This window comes from Paraburkholderia phytofirmans OLGA172, assembly GCF_001634365.1.
Lineage (GTDB): Bacteria > Pseudomonadota > Gammaproteobacteria > Burkholderiales > Burkholderiaceae > Paraburkholderia.
On sequence record NZ_CP014579.1, the window covers coordinates 1,517,590 to 1,536,482 of the forward strand.

General features: G+C 63.5%; 12 protein-coding genes. 4 read left to right on the plus strand and 8 right to left on the minus strand.

The window, feature by feature from the left end:
• Nucleotides 1-579 precede the first annotated feature (579 nt).
• The gene (locus AYM40_RS26880) at nucleotides 580-1,728 is read left to right on the plus strand and encodes an alkene reductase (RefSeq protein ID WP_063499176.1); all 1,149 of its coding nucleotides are present in this window, start codon (nucleotides 580-582) and stop codon (nucleotides 1,726-1,728) included.
• 92 nt (nucleotides 1,729-1,820) lie between these two features.
• On the opposite strand, the gene AYM40_RS26885 is transcribed toward AYM40_RS26880, so the two are convergent.
• A complete protein-coding gene (locus AYM40_RS26885) occupies nucleotides 1,821-2,942 on the minus strand; it encodes a porin (RefSeq protein WP_063499177.1) in 1,122 nt (373 codons plus the stop codon).
• A gap of 398 nt (nucleotides 2,943-3,340) precedes the next feature.
• On the minus strand, nucleotides 3,341-3,628 hold the full coding sequence (locus AYM40_RS26890) for a DUF4148 domain-containing protein (protein WP_063499178.1): 288 nt from the start codon (nucleotides 3,626-3,628) through the stop codon (nucleotides 3,341-3,343).
• A 304-nt stretch (nucleotides 3,629-3,932) separates the two neighbouring features.
• Here AYM40_RS26890 and AYM40_RS26895 point away from each other — a divergent pair, with 304 nt between their 5' ends.
• Genes AYM40_RS26895 through AYM40_RS26905 form a run of 3 tightly spaced genes read left to right on the plus strand, consistent with a single transcriptional unit; the run spans nucleotide 3,933 to nucleotide 10,110 of the window.
• Nucleotides 3,933-7,178: an efflux RND transporter permease subunit gene (locus AYM40_RS26895; RefSeq protein ID WP_063499179.1), complete on the plus strand. Its 3,246-nt coding sequence runs from the start codon at nucleotides 3,933-3,935 to the stop codon at nucleotides 7,176-7,178.
• Between the two features lie 19 nt (nucleotides 7,179-7,197).
• A complete protein-coding gene (locus AYM40_RS26900) occupies nucleotides 7,198-8,625 on the plus strand; it encodes an efflux RND transporter periplasmic adaptor subunit (RefSeq protein WP_063500725.1) in 1,428 nt (475 codons plus the stop codon).
• Between the two features lie 36 nt (nucleotides 8,626-8,661).
• Nucleotides 8,662-10,110, plus strand: coding sequence for an efflux transporter outer membrane subunit (locus AYM40_RS26905; protein ID WP_063499180.1), 1,449 nt, complete (start codon nucleotides 8,662-8,664; stop codon nucleotides 10,108-10,110).
• On the opposite strand, the gene AYM40_RS26910 is transcribed toward AYM40_RS26905, so the two are convergent.
• The 6 genes from AYM40_RS26910 to AYM40_RS26935 form a co-directional block, all read right to left on the minus strand.
• Complete coding sequence (locus tag AYM40_RS26910; protein WP_063499181.1) at nucleotides 10,091-11,662, minus strand: heavy metal sensor histidine kinase; 1,572 nt, start codon at nucleotides 11,660-11,662, stop codon at nucleotides 10,091-10,093. The genes AYM40_RS26905 and AYM40_RS26910 overlap by 20 nt on opposite strands.
• Nucleotides 11,662-12,339, minus strand: a complete 678-nt coding sequence (locus tag AYM40_RS26915; RefSeq protein WP_063499182.1) for a heavy metal response regulator transcription factor — start codon at nucleotides 12,337-12,339, stop codon at nucleotides 11,662-11,664. Before AYM40_RS26915 ends, AYM40_RS26910 begins: the two co-directional genes overlap by 1 nt.
• Nucleotides 12,340-12,488: 149 nt before the next feature.
• Complete coding sequence (locus tag AYM40_RS26920) at nucleotides 12,489-13,403, minus strand: ABC transporter ATP-binding protein (RefSeq protein ID WP_063499183.1); 915 nt, start codon at nucleotides 13,401-13,403, stop codon at nucleotides 12,489-12,491.
• Between the two features lie 81 nt (nucleotides 13,404-13,484).
• Nucleotides 13,485-14,456 carry an ABC transporter permease gene (locus AYM40_RS26925; protein ID WP_063499184.1) on the minus strand — a complete coding sequence of 324 codons (972 nt, stop codon included), beginning with the start codon at nucleotides 14,454-14,456 and terminating at the stop codon, nucleotides 13,485-13,487.
• A 105-nt stretch (nucleotides 14,457-14,561) separates the two neighbouring features.
• On the minus strand, nucleotides 14,562-18,239 hold the full coding sequence (uca, locus tag AYM40_RS26930) for an urea carboxylase (RefSeq protein ID WP_063499185.1): 3,678 nt from the start codon (nucleotides 18,237-18,239) through the stop codon (nucleotides 14,562-14,564).
• Complete coding sequence (locus tag AYM40_RS26935) at nucleotides 18,236-18,892, minus strand: urea amidolyase associated protein UAAP2 (protein WP_063499186.1); 657 nt, start codon at nucleotides 18,890-18,892, stop codon at nucleotides 18,236-18,238. Before AYM40_RS26935 ends, uca begins: the two co-directional genes overlap by 4 nt.
• Nucleotide 18,893: the final 1 nt, after the last annotated feature.

Genomic DNA, 18,893 nt, shown 5'->3' on the forward strand with positions numbered 1-18,893 from the left:
TCCACAGTAATTGGTGAGCGGACCGGGAAGATTATTCCCGGGCTCTAACAATAAAACCGTGAATGGGAGCGTAGCTTGTCATTTTACTGAGGCACAGATATTTGTTATGGAGTGTTGTTTATTTGCTGTGTCGGAAAGGTATGTGTAAATGGTCTGACAATTATATGTGAAGGATGACGACCTGTCAGTTGGGTCTTGATGCGCTGCGCTGCCTTGAGCGCGAGGCATTGCCGATGCAGAGGCGGCAGGGAATGGAGAAGGACTGCTTTTTATTTCTGTGGCCGCCGAGCTGTCATATAAAAAGTGAATTAAGCGACACAATACTTTCAACGACGCGAAGTCCACCGCCCACCGTTCCGGACCATCAGCAGGGGGCTGGGATCCAGGGTCGCCCACGATATTTCCGTTTTATTTGAAGGTGCTTCAAAACCCACGCCAATTATCAAATGGCGGCGAGATTAGCAGAATGTGCACAGATCAGCGGCCCTGTCCCGTGGGTCATGAAGCTGGAGCATTTGAAGGAATCGCGTGCGATCAGGCAACGTTCCTCGACTTCGCTAACTATCTCGGAGATTCACCGTGTCCAACTCTACGTCGCTCTTTACGCCTGTGGCCGTCGCCGGCCATGAACTCCCCCACCGCGTCGCCATGGCGCCGATGACGCGGGCACGGAGCACCCAGCCGGGTGACGTGCCCAACGCAATGAATGCGCGCTACTACGCGCAGCGCGCGTCGGCTGCGCTGATCGTGACTGAGGCCACGCAGATCTCGCCGCAAGGCAAGGGGTATTCGTTCACGCCGGGTATCTACAGCGCCGAGCAGATCGCTGGATGGCGCCTTACGACCGACGCGGTTCACGCCGCCGGTGGCCGGATCTTCCTGCAACTCTGGCACGTGGGCCGCATGTCGCATCCGGACTTTCATGATGGTGCGTTGCCCGTTGCCCCCTCTGCGGTACCGTTCGACGGTCAGATCTGGAAGGTCGACCCGACCACTGGCGTGGGTGCCATGGTGGACTGTCCAACGCCGCGTGCGCTGACCACGGTCGAAGTCAAGGGTATTGTCGAAAGCTTCCGGGAAGCTGCCCGTAATGCGATGAAGGCGGGCTTTGACGGTGTCGAGATTCATGGTGCCAATGGCTACCTTGTCGATCAGTTCCTGCGTACAACGTCCAACGTGCGGACAGATGAATACGGTGGTTCGCGCGAGAATCGGTTGCGCTTCCTGAAGGAAGTCGTCAATGCGGTGGCCGACGAGGTCGGCGCCGGGCGCACCGCGATCCGGCTTGCACCGTTCCTGACCGCGCGCGGCATGGCCTGCCCCGACGTCTTGCCTACCATCCTGGAAGCGAGCGAGTTTCTTGAGGCGCGCGGCATTGCCTACCTTCATCTGGTCGAGGCCGATTGGGACGACGCTCCGCAATTCACCGAGGAATTCCGCCAGGCAATCCGCACCCGCTTCACGCGCCCGATCATCGTCGCGGGCAACTACGACAAGGCGCGCGCTGAGTGGGTCATCTCGAATGGCTATGCGGACCTGGTTGCCTTCGGCCGCCCATTCGTGGCCAATCCCGACTTCCCGCACCAGCTTGCCAATGACCTGCCGCTCGCCAGCTTTGACGGCAATACGCTGTTCGGCGGCGACGAGCGCGGCTACACAGACTATCCCAGCCGGTCGCAGACAGCCGAGTCCGACGACGAGACCCTGAGCGCCGCCAGTCTGGTCTGAGCATCCGCAATGTTGACGCCGCCTGTTCGCGTAGCGAGGCGAAGCTGGCAGAGACCGCTGCATCGCGATCACATTGACGAACTACGACGGCGTCAAAACTTCATTTGCAATCCGACCCGTGCCAAGGTTTGGGAGCGGTTGCTCGCCGCATCGTCCGGCTGGTTCAGACCGTTTATCCACGCCTGTGTGACCGAGCCGTCACCGCTTGCTCGCTGATAGATCGCTTCGACGTACGCCGTGGTCCGTCTGGAGAAGTTGTACTGTATTGCAGTTGTGATCTGCTGGGCCTTGTCGTTCAGCAGAACTGCATTGCCTTTCATGTACTCGTAGTCAAGCCCGAAAGCCCACGGCCCGGCAATGTTCCAGAAGGTGCCCGCCTTGTACACGTCGATCCTCGCGCCGCTCGCCGTGTTTTCCGTGTTCGTGTACAACAGCATCGCAAGAACGCGGGCAAACTGGTAGTGCGCCCCGAAACCGAAATTCCGGATCCCCTCGCTGCCGTTATTCAATTGCGGATACTTCACATCCACATAGGCGGCGCCCAAACCCAACGGCCCATTGGTGTAGTTCAGGCCGAAACTCATTGTCGAGTCCGAAGAAAACGAGCCCGGTACGCCGCCGAATCCATACAGCGCCCCGAACGTCAGGCCGGCGATTTCCGGACTGTGGTACTTGACCGCATTGGGCACTCGCGTGGCGCCCGCCATCCGGTCGAAATCGAACGAACCGGTCGGATTGTTCGGCACACCCAATGCAGAGAACGGACCCTGGCGGAAATCATAGAGACCGCCGAACAGGAGTGCGCCGTCATACCGGCCAAGCGACAGCGTCTCGAACATGAAATCATACTGATTGCCGAAGGTAAGCGAACCCATCCGGTCATTCGCTAGTCCGACGAACGCTGTGCGATTGAAGATTTGTCCGGCGCCCGGAATCGTTGCGCCACTGCCCAGATCGAATTGTGAAGTGAGTTCGAACAGCGCCTTGTTGCCGCCGCCAAGATCTTCACTCCCCTTCAGACTCAACGTGTCCGGCGACAAAATCCCGCTATCGAACAGCGCGGTCGCCCCGCCATGCAGATTGTTCACGTACGTCACGCCGCCGTCGATGACGCCCTGCAACGTCACGGCGCTCTGCGCTTGCACGTCAGGTGACGCCGCCAATGCCAAGGCCCCACCTACGATTGCCGTGACAACAGAGCTCTGCGTTTTCATGCCGTTTCCTTGATGCGTGGTCCGGGCGGCGCCACGGGAATCGCTCCAACAGCGGAACGCGTCGATTGGCAAAGTCTATTCGGGAACGCTACGCCCGTCCTTGGGTTTTCCTGAATCCTTCTTAAGCATATGTTCCTGTGGCGATGTTCCACACCACCTGCGCGCAGACGCCAGATACCTGGAGTACTGGCGCCGTGAACTGAGCGCGCGGCATTGGGTGCCGGTCACCCACCCTGAACAAATGGCTCAGATGGTCCGCGAGCTCGTCAACCACACCGAAGGCTGTGGCGCAGGGAAGCAACTGGGTTCGTAAGGCAAGTTGATGCAGGGCGGCGCGCGCAGCGCCGCCGGAAGTATGACGGCCTTGTCACTCACGCCGCAGGCAAACAGACATAGCGTCAATTAGAAGCCGCCGCAGTATCGGCAGCAGGCGCCCCAGCCGTCTTCATAGCGTCAGCGCCATCCATCCCATGCTGAATAGCATAGATCTCCCGATTCCGCGCCACGGTGGCCGCACTAGGCGGATAGTCATTTTTAGGCGCCGGCACGAGCCCTTGAGCCTGGGCCTGCCGCAACTGAGCCATGACCTCGGCCCGCGTCAACCCTGACGAGCTGGACTGGGCGAAAGCATTCGCGCCGAACGGCAGGCTGAGAGCAGCAACAGCGATCGCGGTAAGCAGTTTCATGATGTCTCTCCGAAGATGTGGAAGAAAGGAGTGGCTTGAACCACGCTTCCTATTCTTGTCATTTCAGCTGTCGGAGCACTGACCTTCGGATTACCGTTTTGTTATCTACGCACCGCGCTTAAACGCAAATTCAAAAACCCAAACCTAAAACCCAAACCGAAGATAACAGAACGGTAATCTACCCGACCACCGCCGGTAAGCGCCAAACCCCCACACTCCTGACTCACAAAGAAGCCCGCGCCACCCGCCGCCAGGCAGTGAAACAAGCCGCGCGCCTCCATCCGCCTCTTTTCAGGAAACCGTCATGTGGATCGTCAAGCTCGCGCTGCGCCGCCCATATACATTCGTGGTTCTCGCGGTGTTGATCTTTATCGTCGGCCCGCTTGCGATACTGCGCACGCCCGTCGATATCTTTCCGAACATCGACATCCCGGTGGTCAGCATCGTCTGGACGTATAACGGCTTTTCCGCCCAGGACATGGCCAACCGAATCACGTCGAACTACGAACGCGCGCTCACCTCCGACGTCGACGATATCGAGCATATCGAGTCACAATCGCTGAACGGCGTCTCGGTAGTGAAGATCTTTTTCCACCCGGGCGCGGACATCAATCGCGCGATCGCCGAGGCGGCCTCCAATTCCGCGTCGATCCTGCGCGTGCTGCCGCCTGGCACGCTGCCGCCGAACATCATCACGTACAACGCGTCGACGGTGCCGATCCTGCAACTCGGGCTCTCCAGCGACACGCTGTCCGAGCAGCAGCTCTACGACCTCGGTAACAGCCAGATCCGCACCCAGCTGGCGACGGTGCAAGGCGCGTCGGTGCCGCTGCCGTTCGGCGGCAAGGTGCGGCAGATCATGGTCGATATCGATCCGCGCGCGCTGCAGGCCAAGGGCCTTGCCCCGCTCGACGTGGTCAACGCCGTCAACGCGCAGAACCTGATTCTGCCGGGCGGCACCGCCAAAATCGGCACGAAGGAATACAACGTGCAGATGAACGGCAGCACCGACACGGTGGCCGCGCTGAACAACCTGCCGATCAGGACGGTAGCCGGCGGCGTGGTGTATGTGCGCGACGTCGCCCATGTGCGCGACGGCTATGCGCCGCAGACCAACATCGTGCGCAGCGACGGCAAACGCGCCGCGCTCCTCACCATCGAGAAATCCGGCAGCACGTCCACCTTGACCATCATCCAGCAGGTCAAGGCGATGCTGCCGCATATCGCGGCCGGTTTGCCGAGTGCGTTGCATATCGCCGCGCTGTCCGATCAATCCGTGTTCGTGAAGTCGGCGGTGGTGGGCGTGGCGCGCGAGGCGGTAATCGCAGCGGCCCTGACCGCGTTGATGATTCTGCTGTTTCTCGGCAGCTGGCGCGCCACGCTGATCATTGCGGTGTCGATTCCGCTCGCGGTGCTCACCTCGCTGATCGCGCTTTCCGCACTCGGCCAGACCATCAACATCATGACGCTCGGCGGGCTCGCGCTCGCGGTGGGGATTCTCGTCGACGATGCCACCGTCGCGATCGAAAACATCACGCATCATCTGGAAAACGGCGAGCCGCTGCACGACGCGATTCTGAACGGCTCGGGCGAAATTGCCGTGCCGACGTTTGTCTCGACACTGTCGATCTGCATCGTGTTCGTGCCGATGTTTCTGCTCTCCGGCGTTGCCCGCTATCTGTTCGTGCCGCTTGCCGAAGCAGTGGTGTTCGCGATGATCGCGTCGTATTTCTTCTCGCGCACGCTGGTGCCGACCCTCGCGATGTATCTGATGCGCGCGCGCAGCAACGCGCCAGTCACGGGCAACGGCCCGATTGCGCGCCTGATCCGCTTCCAGGCCGCTTTCGAACATCGCTTCGAGAGGTTGCGCGAAGGCTATCGCGGCGTGCTCGGCTCGGCGATCGCGAGACCGCGCCGCTTCATCGCAATCTTCCTGTTGTTGTGTATCGGTTCGCTCGCACTGGTGCCATTCGCCGGCCGCGATTTCTTCCCCGCTGTCGATACCGGCGAGATCCGCCTGCATCTGCGTGCGTCGACCGGCACGCGTATCGAAGACACCGCGCGCCTCACCGATGAAGTCGAAGCCCGGCTGCGCAGCGTGATCCCGAAGCAGGAACTCGCGGCCATGCTCGACAACATCGGCGTGCCGGTGAGCGGCATCAACCTGACCTACGATTCGTCCGACCCGATCGGCCCCGAAGACGCCGACGTGATGATCACGCTCGCAGCCGGACACAAGCCCACCGCCGCCTATGTGGCGACGCTGCGCAACACGCTCTCGAAAGATTTCCCCGGCGTCACGTTTGCCTTCCTGCCCGCCGACATCGTCAGCCAGATTCTCAACTTCGGCCTGCCCGCGCCGATCGATATTCAGATCGTCGGCAACAAGCTCGACGCCAATCGCGTCGTGGCGAACCGCTTGCTCGCACAACTGCGCGGCGTGCGCGGCCTCGTCGATGCGCGCATCCAGCAACCGGGCGACGAACCCGCGATCAACGTGAATGTCGACCGTACGCGGGCGATTCAGGCCGGCCTGTTGCAAAAGGATGTATCGCAGAACCTGCTGATCGCGCTCTCAGGCAGCTCCCAGACCACGCCGAATTTCTGGCTCGATCCGCACAACGGCGTCAGCTATCCGCTGATGACGATGATGCCGCAGTACGACATCAACTCGTTGCAGGCTCTGGCCAATATTCCGGTTGCGCAGAGCGGTGGCGCAGGTACGGGCGGGATGACGGCGTCCGCTGTGGCAAACGGCAACGGCCCCGCTCCGCAAAACCTGCTTGGCGCAATGAGCACGCTGACACGCGCCACGCAGCAAGCCGTCGTCTCGCACTACAACGTGCAGCCCGTGCTCGATATTTTCGCGTCGGCGCAAGGGCGCGACCTCGGCGGTGTGGCGGCCGACGTGAACCGTCTCGTCGATCAGATCCGGCCGCAATTGCCGCCGGGCGCGTCGATCGTGGTGCGCGGCCAGGTGCAGGCAATGCACGACTCGTTCGGCGGCCTCGCAAGCGGCCTCGTGTTCGCGATCGCCCTCGTCTATCTGCTGATGGTCGTCAATTTTCAGTCGTGGCTCGATCCGTTCATCATCATCAGCGGTTTGCCGGGCTCGCTCGCGGGGATTGCGTGGATGTTGTTCAGCACCGGCACGAGCCTGAGCGTGCCGGCGCTGACCGGCACCATTCTGTGCATCGGCATTGCCACGGCCAACAGTATTCTCGTGATCAACACCGCGCGTGAATTCCACCACGGCGGCAAGCCGCCGCTGCAGGCCGCGCTCGAGGCGGGCTTCAGCCGCTTCCGTCCGGTGCTGATGACCGCGCTCGCGATGCTGATCGGCATGCTGCCGATGGCGCTCGGCCTCGGCGATGGCGGCGAACAGAACGCGCCGCTCGGCCGCGCGGTGATCGGCGGCCTCGCACTCGGCACGGTGTCCACCTTGCTGTTCGTTCCGGTCGTCTACGGGATGGTGCATGCGTGGCTCGACAAACGCCGCGCGGCGCGTACTGACAGCCAGGAATCCCGCGTTCCCGCCCGCACACTTTGACTCCGACGAGAACCTGTTCATGAATAATCCATCACTTCCGCCCGACCTCGGCGATAGGTCTGAATCGGCCGTCGAGGCTGATCGAGCCGCTGAGGCTGCCAAGACCGACGAAGCGGCCCGCGCTGCTGAGACCGCGCATGCTGCTGAGACTGCGCATGCTGCTAAGACTGCGCATGCTGCTAAGACCGCACATGTCGCTGAGACTGCACATGCCGCTCCGTCGGCTTGGCCCGCGAGCGAGAAAGAAGACCAGCACGCCAATTACGCTGGAACAATCCGCTCCGCCGACATGGCCCCAAGCTCGAAGCCGCGCCGCCGCGTGTGGCCATTCGCATTGGCTGGCCTCGCTGCGGCGTTGCTGATCGTCGGCATCGTGCCGCGTCTGCACGCAAGCGCCGCGTTGACGCAACAGACGCAAGCACAAAGCGTGCTCAGCGTTTCCGTCGTTACGCCGCGCCCCGCGCCGGCCGTCCACGAGCTGCTGCTGCCTGGCGCGGTAACACCGTTCGCCGAAGCATCGATTTATGCGCGCACGAGCGGCTATCTGGCGCACTGGAACACCGACATCGGCGCCCAGGTGAAAAGCGGCCAGACACTCGCCACAATCGACGCACCCGATCTCGACGCGCAACTGCGCCAGGCCCGTGCCGACGAAGCCACCGCGCAGGCCAACTTCGACTTCGCGAAGACCACCGCGCAACGCTGGCAGGAGATGCTGAAAACCCAATCGGTCGCGCAGCAGGACGCGGATACGAAAGTCAGCGATATGGAAGCGTGCCGCGCGATGCTGGCGTCGGCGCAGGCCAACGTCGCGCACCTGGCCGAACTGGTGTCGTACGAGAAGATCACTGCACCGTTCGACGGCACGATCACCGCGCGCAACGTCGATGTCGGCGCGCTGGTGACGGCGGGCGGTACACCTGGGACGGCGGGTATGTCGGGCGAGCTGTTCCATATCCAGCAGACCAACGTGCTGCGCGTATTCGTCGACGTGCCGCAGAACGACGCGCCCTACGTGACACCCGACACTGGCGGGTATCTGACCGCGCAGCAATATCCCGGGCGGCAGATCGCCGCCAAGGTGGCGCGTACGACCGGCTCGATCGATCCGTCGAGCCGCACGCTGCGCGTCGAGGTCGACGTCGATAACAAGGATGGCGCGCTGATGCCGGGCGCCTATGTGCAGGTGCATCTGCAGTTGCAGTCGACCACGCCGGCGCTCGATTTGCCGGTCAGCGCCCTGCTCTTCCGTCCGGATGGCGTGACGGTCGCCGTGGTCGACGGCAACGGCCGTGCTGCGCTCAAGACGGTGCACATCGGCCGCGATTTCGGCACGCATGTGGAGATCACCACGGGCCTCGCGGCGACCGACCGCGTGATCGATAACCCCGGCGATTCGCTGAGTACCGGCCAGCTCGTGCAGATCGCGCCGGCCATGCATAGCTGAGCGCCAGTCATCGAGAGGATGAGCCGAATGTCTCCCATGTTTCTTTCACGTCCGTTGCCGCGCCGTTCGATTGCGGTCACGCTGATCGGTGCACTGCTGAGCGCCTGCTCGACTTTGCCGCCGTACCGACGCCCCACCGTCGAGATGCCCGCGCAGTACGCAGGCGTGGCGCCCGGCTGGGCCCAGGCCGCACCTGCCGACACGGCATCGCGTGGCCCCTGGTGGACGATCTTCAACGATCCGGTGCTGAATCAACTCGAAGCGCGTGTCGACGTCTCCAACCAGACCGTGCGCAAGGCGGTTGCGCAGGTCCAGCAAGCGCGCTCGATGGTGGATTATCAGCGCGCCGGCTTTTTCCCGACCATCACCGCCGGTGTTGCACAGGACCGCTCGCGGACGTCGCAGAACGTCGAAGGCAAATCGCTCGCGGGCAAGACCGTGCCGGATTATTCGGCTGGCGTTTCCGCGAGCTGGGAGCCGGATCTGTTCGGCCGGGTGCGCGACAGCGTGACCGGCGCGCGAGCCGACGCCGCTGCAAGTGAAGCGGATCTGGAAGCCGTGCGCCTGTCGATGAGCGCCGATCTCGCCGTCGATTATTTCGCCCTGCGTTCGCTCGACACGCAGAAAAAGCTGCTCGACGACAGCGTGAGCGCCTACGCCGCCGCCTTGAAGCTGCTGCAGCAGCAATTGAAAGACGGCGCGATCGATGCCTCCGCGGTCGCCCAAGCCACCACCCAACTCGAAGCGACGCGCACGCAGGACACCGACATCGACGTGACGCGCGCGCAGACGCAGCATGCGATTGCCACGCTGATCGGCGAGCCGGCCTCAACCTTCACGCTGCCGCCGAACGGCTCGGCTGCGACGCCGCCGGCGATTCCCGTTGGCGTGCCGTCGCAACTGCTCGAACGACGCCCCGACATCGCCGCCGCCGAACGGCGCGTGGCGGCGGCGAATGCACAGATCGGCGTGGCGCACGCGGCCTTCTTCCCCGATCTGGTGCTGTCGGCGAGCGCGGGGCTGGAAAGCACCTTCTTCGCGCCTTGGCTAAGCGCGCCGAGTTTATTCTGGTCGCTCGGCCCGCAACTGGTCGGCACGCTGTTCGACGGCGGCAAGCGCACGGCCAGCCTGCATGGCGCGACGGCGCAGTATGACGGCGCGGTGGCGGATTACCGGCAATCGGTGCTGGTGGCGTTCCAGCAGGTCGAGGACAATCTGTCCGCCTTGCATTCGCTCGCCGACGAAGCCGCCAGCCAGCAGCGCGCGACCACGGCCGCTGATCTGTCGTTGCGGCTGACGACAAACCGCTTCAATGCAGGCGCGGTGAGCTATCTCGACGTGGTGACCGCGCAGACCATTGCGCTGACGAACCAGCGCACCGCAGATCAGATTGTCGCGCGGCAGTTGGAGTCGAGCGTGTTGCTGTTGAAGGCGTTGGGTGGGACGTGGCATGGGCAGCCAGCCCCTATACCCGCCGGAACGTAAGAACGAAACGCGTGCTCTGCGCGTCGCTCTCCGCATGCGCCGTGCCGCCATGCAACTCCATGATCGTGCGGACAATGGCAAGCCCGAGCCCGGTCGAACCGGTGGACCCTTGCGACAAGCCTGACGAAGGCAAGGCACTGCGCGACGGATCGACCCTATAGAAGCGGTCGAAGATCCGTTCGAGATGCTCGGCAGCGATCGGCTGCCCCTCGTTCGACACGGTGACGCACACCGCATCGGCCGATGCGCGAACATCGAGCGCGATCTCGCCGCCCTGCGGCGTATAGCGGATCGCGTTGGCGAGCAGATTGCTGACGGCGCGGCGAAACAGTTCGAGATCCGCTGTCAGCATCGCCGCACCGGTGACCTGCACCCTGACATTCGCATCGTCCGCGATACCTTCGAAGTATTCGGCAATCCGCGTCAGTTCCTGCCCCGCGTCGAACTCGCGCATGTGCTTGACGAACTGCGGATGTTCGGCGCGCGCAAGAAACAGCACGTTTTCGATCATTCGCGACAGGCGATCGCATTCTTCCAGATTCGATGCGAGCAAGGATTCATACTCGTCGGCGGAGCGTGGCCGGGCGAGCGCGACTTCGGCGGCGCCGCGCATGTTGCTAAGCGGCGTGCGCATATCGTGCGCGAGGTCGGCGGTGAAACGCGACAGGTGCTGAAAGCCGTGATCGACGCGTTCCAGCATGGCATTCAGCGCGTTCACCAGTGCTTCGAGTTCGCTCGGCACACGCGCCACCGTGATCCGCGTATTCAGGCGATTGACCGTGACGCGGCCCGCACTCGCCGCGATATCGCGCAACGGCCGCAGGGCGGCGCGAATCAGCAGATAACTCAGCAGCATCGCCAGAATTACGCCGGCCGCGCCTGCGATCTCAAGCTTGTCGCTATAGCGGTCGAGCAGCCGCCAGCGGTCGCTCATGTTGCGCGCGATCAGCACGGTCGCCGTGTCGCCGTCGCGCAGCCGCGCGTCCGCGAGAATGCCGCGGATCGGTGCGCCATTGCGGCCGGTCCAGGCGCCGATATCCGCGTCGGTAATGCGTGCCGAAGCGGCAATCCGCGTGAGCGGCGGCAACGCGGCGATCGTCTCGACGCCGCCAGCTTCAGCGGTTTCGCCGGGATCATGGAGATCGCCTGCGTCGCCTGCTTCGTTCGTTTCGCTTGCCCCATCAAGTGCAATGGAAGCATTCGGCGCGTTTGAGACCGTAGAAGCAGTGCCGCCCGGTGCCGGGATCGTCTCTCCGGCGTTGTGCTCGATCGCCATGCGCCCATCGGGACCGAACATCTCCATCGACATCGCTTCATTGCCCAGCACGATGCTGGTCAGCCGGTCACTGTGCTCGCGAATCGCTTTCGACGTATCGAGCTCCTGGGCGAGCCGCCGCGCATGGCGCGCGGCGAGCACGATGTCGAGATCGTCCTGCGCCTTGATCTGCTTCGCCAGCGCAAGGTACAGAAAACTCCCGACGAGCACGAAAACCGCGAGCGTGGTGACACCGAAGGCTAGCGCAAGCGTTGCGGCGAGCGAGCGGCCGCGCATCAAGCGGCGTCCTTCACTTCAAGCACGTAGCCGACGCCGCGCACTGTGTGAATCAGCTTGACGGGAAAGTTATCGTCGATCTTGGTGCGCAGCCGGCGGATCGCGACTTCGACGACATTCGTATCGCTGTCGAAATTCATGTCCCACACATAGGACGCAATCTGCGTACGGCTCAGTACTTCGCCCTGGCGGCGCGCAAGCAATTGCAGCAGCGAAAACTCGCGCGGCGTGAGATCGATACGCGTGCCGCCGCGTTTCACGCGCCGGCGATTGACGTCCATTTCCAGATCGCCCACCTTGATCAGTTCGCTTTCGCGCGGCGGCCCACGGCGCGCCAGCGTGCGCACCCTGGCCAGCAATTCGACGAAGGCGAACGGCTTGACGAGGTAATCGTCCGCGCCGAGTTCGAGGCCGCGCACGCGGTCGTCGACGTCGTCGCGCGCGGTGAGGAACAACACCGGCGTGGTGCGCGTGTTGCGCAAGGTCTTGACGATGGTCCAGCCGTCCATGCCGGGCAGCATCACGTCGAGCACGATCACGTCGTATTCTTCTTCCTGCGCGAGGATCAACCCTTGTGGGCCGTCGTTCGCGACATCGACCGCGTAGCCGGACTCTTCCAGGCCTTTCTTCAGATAAGCCGCTGTTTTGAGCTCGTCCTCGATCACCAGGATGCGCATGGGAGTGCTCCGCTGTGCTTGACCGTCAAATGATACCGGCAAGCAGCGCGCGAGATGATTACGATCCGGTAATGTCGGCGGCGGACGGTGGCCGGCCGTGCGCGCCCGCGGAAAGGCCAGGCATAAGCGTTGGCGCTCGGCGGCCGTTCCTACTCGACGTTATCCGCCACGTCCGTCATCCGGATCATATGCGGCTTGATGGCATCGTCATCCTCGTCGGCAGCGGCCGTGGGCGGATGAATCAGCGCTTCGAGCCGCGCCTTGGTGGCAAGAAATTCCGGCGACGTGACCTGCGAATAATCGCGTGGACGCGACACCGGCACTTCGATCAATTCCTGCACCTCGCCGGGATTTGCCTTCAGCACCAGGATGCGGTCGGCAAGAAAAATCGCTTCGTCCAGATCGTGCGTGATAAACAATACGGTCACGTCGATATTGCGCCAGATATCGAGCAAATGCGTCTGCATCTTCGCCCGGGTCTGCGCATCGAGCGCGCCGAACGGCTCGTCCATCAGCAGAATGCGCGGCCGGTTCGCGAGCGCGCGAGCAATCGCCACGCGCTGCTTCATGCCGCCGGACAATTGATGCGGATACGCATTGGCGAACTTCGTCAGGCCGACCAGATCGAGCCATTGCAGCGCTTCGCGCTCGGCGTGCATGCTGCTGTGGCCGTTCATCTTCAGGCCGAACATGACGTTTTTCTTGACCGTCAGCCACGGAAACAGCGTGTAGCCCTGAAACACCATGCCGCGATCGGCGCCCGGCCCCTCCACCGGCTTGCCGTCGAGCAGCACGCTGCCGCTCGTCTGCCGTTCGAGGCCCGCGAGAATGCGGATCAAGGTCGACTTGCCGCAGCCCGACGGTCCGATCACGCAGACAAACTCGCGCCGGTGCGTTTTGAAGCTGATGCCGTTCAGCGCGGTGCACTCGCCCTGTGCGCTCTCGAAACGTTTGTCGAGATCGCGAACTTCGAGGATCACCTCGCGCGACTTCAGACGGTCGAAACGCTCGCGCACCGCTTCGGACTGAATTAGGTACGACGGAATCGGTTGCGGATTTAACATGATTGAATCCCTTGAATGCGGTGCAGTGTGGTGCCGCGCCGTGCGGTGTAGGCCGGCAGGCCGGGGGCGCGAACGGTTCCGCTACGCTTTGAGCGTGCGGTCCCACGGAAACAGCTTGCGGCCGGCATAGGCCAGCACGAGGTCGGTGCCGAGTCCGATGATCCCGATCATCATGATCGCCGCATAGACGTTGTCGAAATGCTCATAGCGCGCCTGCTGCGTGATGTACCAGGTAATGCCGGAACTGGTGCCGACCAGTTCCGCCACGATCAGATAGGTCCACGCCCAGCCAAGCAGGATGCGCTGGTCGCGGTACAGGTCGGGCAGGATGCCGGGAATCACCACATGCGTGAGCAGCTTGAGTTTCTTCGTGCCGAGCGTCATGGCCGCTTCGAACAGGCCGTACTCCAGCTTGCGCGTGGTGTTCGCCACGATCAGCACCTGCTGGAACAGCGTGCCGATCACGATGATCGCGATCTTCGGACCGTCATAGATGCCGAGGATCGCCACCATCAGCGCGCCGAACGCGGGCGCCGGCAAGTAGCGGAAGAACTCGAAAAATGGCTCCTGCAGCCGCGCGATCGCGCTGTAGGTCCCGCACACGATGCCGATCGGCACGCCGATCACCGACGACAGCAAAAAGCCCCAGAAGATCACCTGGATGCTGTGCCCCAGGCTTTGATGCAGCCATACGCCGTCGCGCGACGCCGGGGGCGTGGTGAACGCGGTGTAGAACGCGCGCAGCACTTCGTGGGGCGCGGGCAGGTACACCGGGTTGACCGGCTCGCCTGTCGGCAAGGCGGTGTGGCCCGCTTGCGCATGGCTCAGCTCGTCGGCGAACACGCCCTTGTCGACACGCATGCCGGGCTGGAAATAGTCGACGCTGCCCGGGCTCTCGATCAGCACTTGCGGATGCCAGACAAACGGCACGTAGCTGACGATGCACCACACGAGAAGCGGCAACAGAAACGAGCCGAAGCCCAACAGCCACTTGCCGCGTGCGGAGAGTTCGCGGCGCACCGCGAACCAGTCGCTCCTGTTAATGACGGTCATGGGATTCTCCGAGGCAGTGTTCGGCGCCGGAACCCGGCCCGTCTGACGCGCAGCGCGGCTGCTGCGCCGCAATCGGCATCGATTGGAACCGTTCGTCGGCTTGTTTCATTTGCACGTAACCTCCTCTGTGGCGTCGGCCGCAACGCCTGCATCTGGCACTCGCAACACCATCAACCGCTGGCCCGCGACCACCGCCGCGCCGGCGGCACAATCGATCGTTTCGATCACGCCGTCTTCCGTGACGGCAACCGACACTTCCATCTTCATCGATTCGACGATCGCCACCACCTGCCCTTCGCTCACGCGCTCGCCTTCGCTGACGAGCAGCTTCCAGACGCTGCCCGAGACGTCGGCGACGATGCTCTGCTGACCCGCCGCCAGCGCGTCATCCGCCCCGTTGCCAATCGCCGAACCCGTGTCGCTGCCCGGCTCGCCGACATACTCCGCATGCCCCGCGGCATTCCAGCGTTCGCGCTCTTCGTCGAACGCCGCCTGTTGCGAGCGCTTGAAGGCGGAGATCGATTCGGCTTCGTCTTTCAGGAAGCGGTTGTACGCGCCGAGGTCGAACACCGATTCCTCGATCTTCAGACTCGCGCGGCCCGCGATGAAGTCGGCGCGCAGTTCGGCCAGCTCGGCCTCGCTGACTTCGTAGAAGCGGATCTCGTCGAAAAACCGCAACAGCCAAGGCTTGCCGGCTTCGAACTCGCGCGTGGTGCGATAGCGGTTCCACATCTGCACGGTGCGGCCGACAAACTGATAGCCGCCCGGCCCTTCCATGCCATACACGCAGAGGTAGGCGCCGCCGATTCCCACCGCGTTCTCCGGCGTCCAGGTGCGCGCGGGGTTGTATTTGGTCGTGACGAGCCGGTGACGCGGGTCGAGTGGCGTCGCCACCGGCGCGCCGAGATAGACGTCGCCGAGACCCATCACCAGATAACGCGCGTCGAACACGATGCGCTTCACGTCGTCGATGCTGGAGAGGCCGTTGATGCGACGGATGAACTCGATATTGCTCGGGCACCACGGCGCATCGGGCCGCACCGATTGCATGTAGCGTTCGATCGCGATCCGCGTCGACGGGTCGTCCCATGACAGCGGCAGGTGCACGATGCGGTTCGGCACGCGCATGTCGTCGACGGCGGGCAGTTCGCGCTCGGCCTGCTGCAGATGCGCGAGCAAGGTGTCGTGCGACAGCGTGCGCGGGTCGAAATGCACCTGCAGCGAGCGGATGCCCGGCGTGAGATCGACGATGCCGGGCAGGCGGTGTGCATCGAGCCAGTTCATCAGTGCATGCACGCGAAAGCGCAGGTTCAGGTCCAGCATGAGCGGGCCGTATTCGACCAGCACGTTCTGGTCGCCCGAGCGGCGGTAGACCACGCCTGTGCCTTCGCCTGCGGATGGATCGCTGTAGAGAATGCAATCATGCGCGCTGAGGTTCGCGCTTACCGCCGATCCAACTGATTCAACTGATTCAACTGATTCAGCAGACACAGCAGACACAGCAGACACAGCAGATGCCGTCTGCGGCTGTTGCGCGTGCGCCGGCTCGAACCGCACCGTATCCCCCGGCCGCAGTTGCCCCAGCTTCCACAACTCGTCGCTCACTACCGTCACCGGACAGACGAAACCGCCGAGGCTTGGACCGTCGGGGCCGAGAATCACCGGCATGTCGCCAGTGAAATCGACCGCGCCGACCGCATACGCATTGTCGTGAATATTCGACGGATGCAGCCCTGCTTCGCCGCCATCCGTGCGCGCCCATTGCGGCTTCGGGCCGATCAGCCGGACGCCGGTGCGGCTGGAGTTGTAGTGGACTGTCCAGCGCGTGCCGTACAGCATCGCGATGTCATCCGGCGTGAAGAAGTCCGGCGCACCGTGCGGACCGTCGAGCACGCCGAGGGTCCAGTCGTGCTTCAGCACCGGCACACGCGCGGGATCGAGTTGCGCGCCTGCTTCGCCGCGGCCTGCGTCGGCGGCGAGATGCAGCACGTCGCCCTTGCGCAAGGCGCGCCCCGCGTGGCCGCCGAACTGCCCCAGCGTAAAGGTCGCCTTGCTGCCGAGATAGTCCGGCACCTGCAAGCCGCCCTTGAGCGCGAGACAGGCACGCATACCGGCGCCGGTCACGCCGCCGAGCTTGAGCACGGAACCGGCCGGTGCGCGCATTACCTGCCACAGCGCGACCGCTTCTCCGTCGAGTGTGGCGGCGAGCGGCGCGCCACCCAGCACGAACAGCGTCGCGGTGTTAAAGCGCAGCGTCGCGCCGACCATCGCGCATTCGAGTCCCGCCGCGTCAGCCGGATTGCCGAGCAGTTCGTTGGCGAGCCGGAACGACAGATCGTCCATTGGGCCGGACGGCGGCACGCCGATGTCCCAGTAGCCGACCCGTCCCGGCGTTTGCTGCACGGTGGTCTGCACGCCGCCGTCGAGCACGTCGACGGTGTGCGGCGCGAACATGAAGCGCGCGAGGAAGGCAGTGGTCTGCTCGCCGCGCGCGAAGGTCGCCGAGCCGGCGATCGCGCGCAGATAGTCGAGGTTCGTCTCGATGCCGTAGAGCTGCGTGTGCTCCAGCGCGGCGCGCATGGCGTCGAGCGCGGCATCGCGGGTTGCGCCTTTGACGATGATCTTTGCGAGCAGCGGATCGTAGAACGCGCTGACCTCGGTGCCTGCATCGACCCATGTGTCGACCCGCGCGTCGGCTGCGAAAGCGACATGCGTCAGCACACCCGCGCTCGGCTGAAACTGCTTGTGCGGATCTTCAGCGTACAACCTGACCTGGATGCTCGCGCCGCTGGGCGTCGGCACAAGCGTGTCGAGCGGCGCAAGCTCGCCCGCTGCCTGACGGATCATCCACTCGACCAGGTCGACCCCTGTCACCTCCTCCGTGACGCAATGCTCGACCTGCAAGCGCGTGTTCACTTCGAGGAAATAGAAGCGCCGCGTGTCGGCGTCGAAGACGAACTCCACCGTGCCGGCGGAGTCGTACTTGACGGCCTGCGCGAGGCGCACGGCGCTCGCATGCAGTGCCGTGCGTTCCGCTTGCGTCAGACCCGGCGCAGGGGTCTCCTCGATCACCTTCTGATTGCGCCGCTGCACCGAGCAGTCGCGTTCGCCGAGCGCGATCACACTGCCGCGGCCGTCGCCGAAAATCTGCACTTCAATGTGGCGCGCGTTCTCGACAAACTTCTCGATATAGACCCCCGCGTTCGCGAAGTTGGCCTCGCCGAGCCGCGCGACCGATGCGAACACGCTCTCCAGTTGCGCCGCATCGCGGCACAGCGACATGCCGATGCCGCCGCCGCCCGCGGTGCTTTTCAGCATCACTGGGTAGCCGATCGACTCGGCCTCGCTCAATGCGGTTGAAACATCGGGCAGCAAGCCAGTGCCCGCCAGCAAGGCCACGTCGTTCGCTTTCGCGAGCTCGCGTGCCGTGTGCTTCAGGCCGAATTCAAGCATCTGCGCGGGGCGCGGCCCGATGAAACGGATGCCGGCGTCTTCGCATGCCTGCGCGAAGGCGGCGTTTTCCGAGAGAAAACCGTAGCCGGGATGCACGGCATGCGCGCCGGTCGCGCGCGCCGCCTCGAGAATCGCCGCGCTATTCAGATAGCTGGCGGCTGCCAGCGCCGGGCCGATGCAGACCGCTTCATCGGCGAGCATCACATGCATGGCGTGGCGATCGGCTTCCGAATAGACGGCCACCGATGCAATGCCGAGGCGCTTGAGCGTGCGAATCACACGGCAGGCGATTTCGCCGCGATTGGCAATCAGGACTTTGTCGAATTTCATTGGGCGTCCCAGATGGTCAGGCGCACGGGCGTCGGGTTGCAGCCGTTGCAGGGATTGTTCAGCTGCGGACAGTTCGAGATCAGTACTGTCACGTCCATCTCGGCGCGCATCTCGACGTATTTGCCCGGCGCCGAGATGCCATCTTCGAAGGTGAGTTTGCCGAGCGGCGTCACCGGTACGTTCATGAAGAAGTTGATATTGCTGACGATGTCGCGTTTGGTGAGCTGCGCACCCACGCCGCACGTGCAATGCGTCAGCGCGTGCAGGAAGCTGTCGCGGCAGCTGTGCATATGGCGTTTGTCGAGCGCATAGCGGACCGTATTGCTCTCGGCCGCGCAGGCGCCGCCGAGGGTGTCATGCCGCCCGCACGTGTCCGCGATCATGGTGAGCATCGGCTTGCCGAGGTTCGACATCAGCACGCTGCCGGCGGAGAGATAAAGGTTGCGTTGCGCGCGGATCGTATCCTGCGCGCTGTAGCGTTCGAGCGGATCGGCGCTGTTGTAGAACAGCGTGTCGACGGCCTGATTGCCTTCCAGATCGAGAATGCGGAACAGCTGGCCACGCTTGACCTCATGCAGCCACGGTTCGCCGGACGGCAGCGTGAGGTCGTAGACCGCGTGACGGATATCGAGCTTGCTTTCAATGATGGGCATC

Excerpts from the sequence above, each read along its gene's own strand:
- AYM40_RS26885 (WP_063499177.1), bottom strand. The coding sequence starts at position 2,942 with ATGAAAACGCAGAGCTCTGTTGTCACGGCAATCGTAGGTGGGGCCTTG.
- AYM40_RS26890 (WP_063499178.1), bottom strand. The coding sequence starts at position 3,628 with ATGAAACTGCTTACCGCGATCGCTGTTGCTGCTCTCAGCCTGCCGTTC.
- AYM40_RS26895 (WP_063499179.1), top strand. The coding sequence starts at position 3,933 with ATGTGGATCGTCAAGCTCGCGCTGCGCCGCCCATATACATTCGTGGTT.
- AYM40_RS26900 (WP_063500725.1), top strand. The coding sequence starts at position 7,198 with ATGAATAATCCATCACTTCCGCCCGACCTCGGCGATAGGTCTGAATCG.
- AYM40_RS26905 (WP_063499180.1), top strand. The coding sequence starts at position 8,662 with ATGTTTCTTTCACGTCCGTTGCCGCGCCGTTCGATTGCGGTCACGCTG.
- AYM40_RS26910 (WP_063499181.1), bottom strand. The coding sequence starts at position 11,662 with ATGCGCGGCCGCTCGCTCGCCGCAACGCTTGCGCTAGCCTTCGGTGTC.
- AYM40_RS26915 (WP_063499182.1), bottom strand. The coding sequence starts at position 12,339 with ATGCGCATCCTGGTGATCGAGGACGAGCTCAAAACAGCGGCTTATCTG.
- AYM40_RS26920 (WP_063499183.1), bottom strand. The coding sequence starts at position 13,403 with ATGTTAAATCCGCAACCGATTCCGTCGTACCTAATTCAGTCCGAAGCG.
- AYM40_RS26925 (WP_063499184.1), bottom strand. The coding sequence starts at position 14,456 with ATGACCGTCATTAACAGGAGCGACTGGTTCGCGGTGCGCCGCGAACTC.
- uca (WP_063499185.1), bottom strand. The coding sequence starts at position 18,239 with ATGAAATTCGACAAAGTCCTGATTGCCAATCGCGGCGAAATCGCCTGC.
- AYM40_RS26935 (WP_063499186.1), bottom strand. The coding sequence starts at position 18,892 with ATGCCCATCATTGAAAGCAAGCTCGATATCCGTCACGCGGTCTACGAC.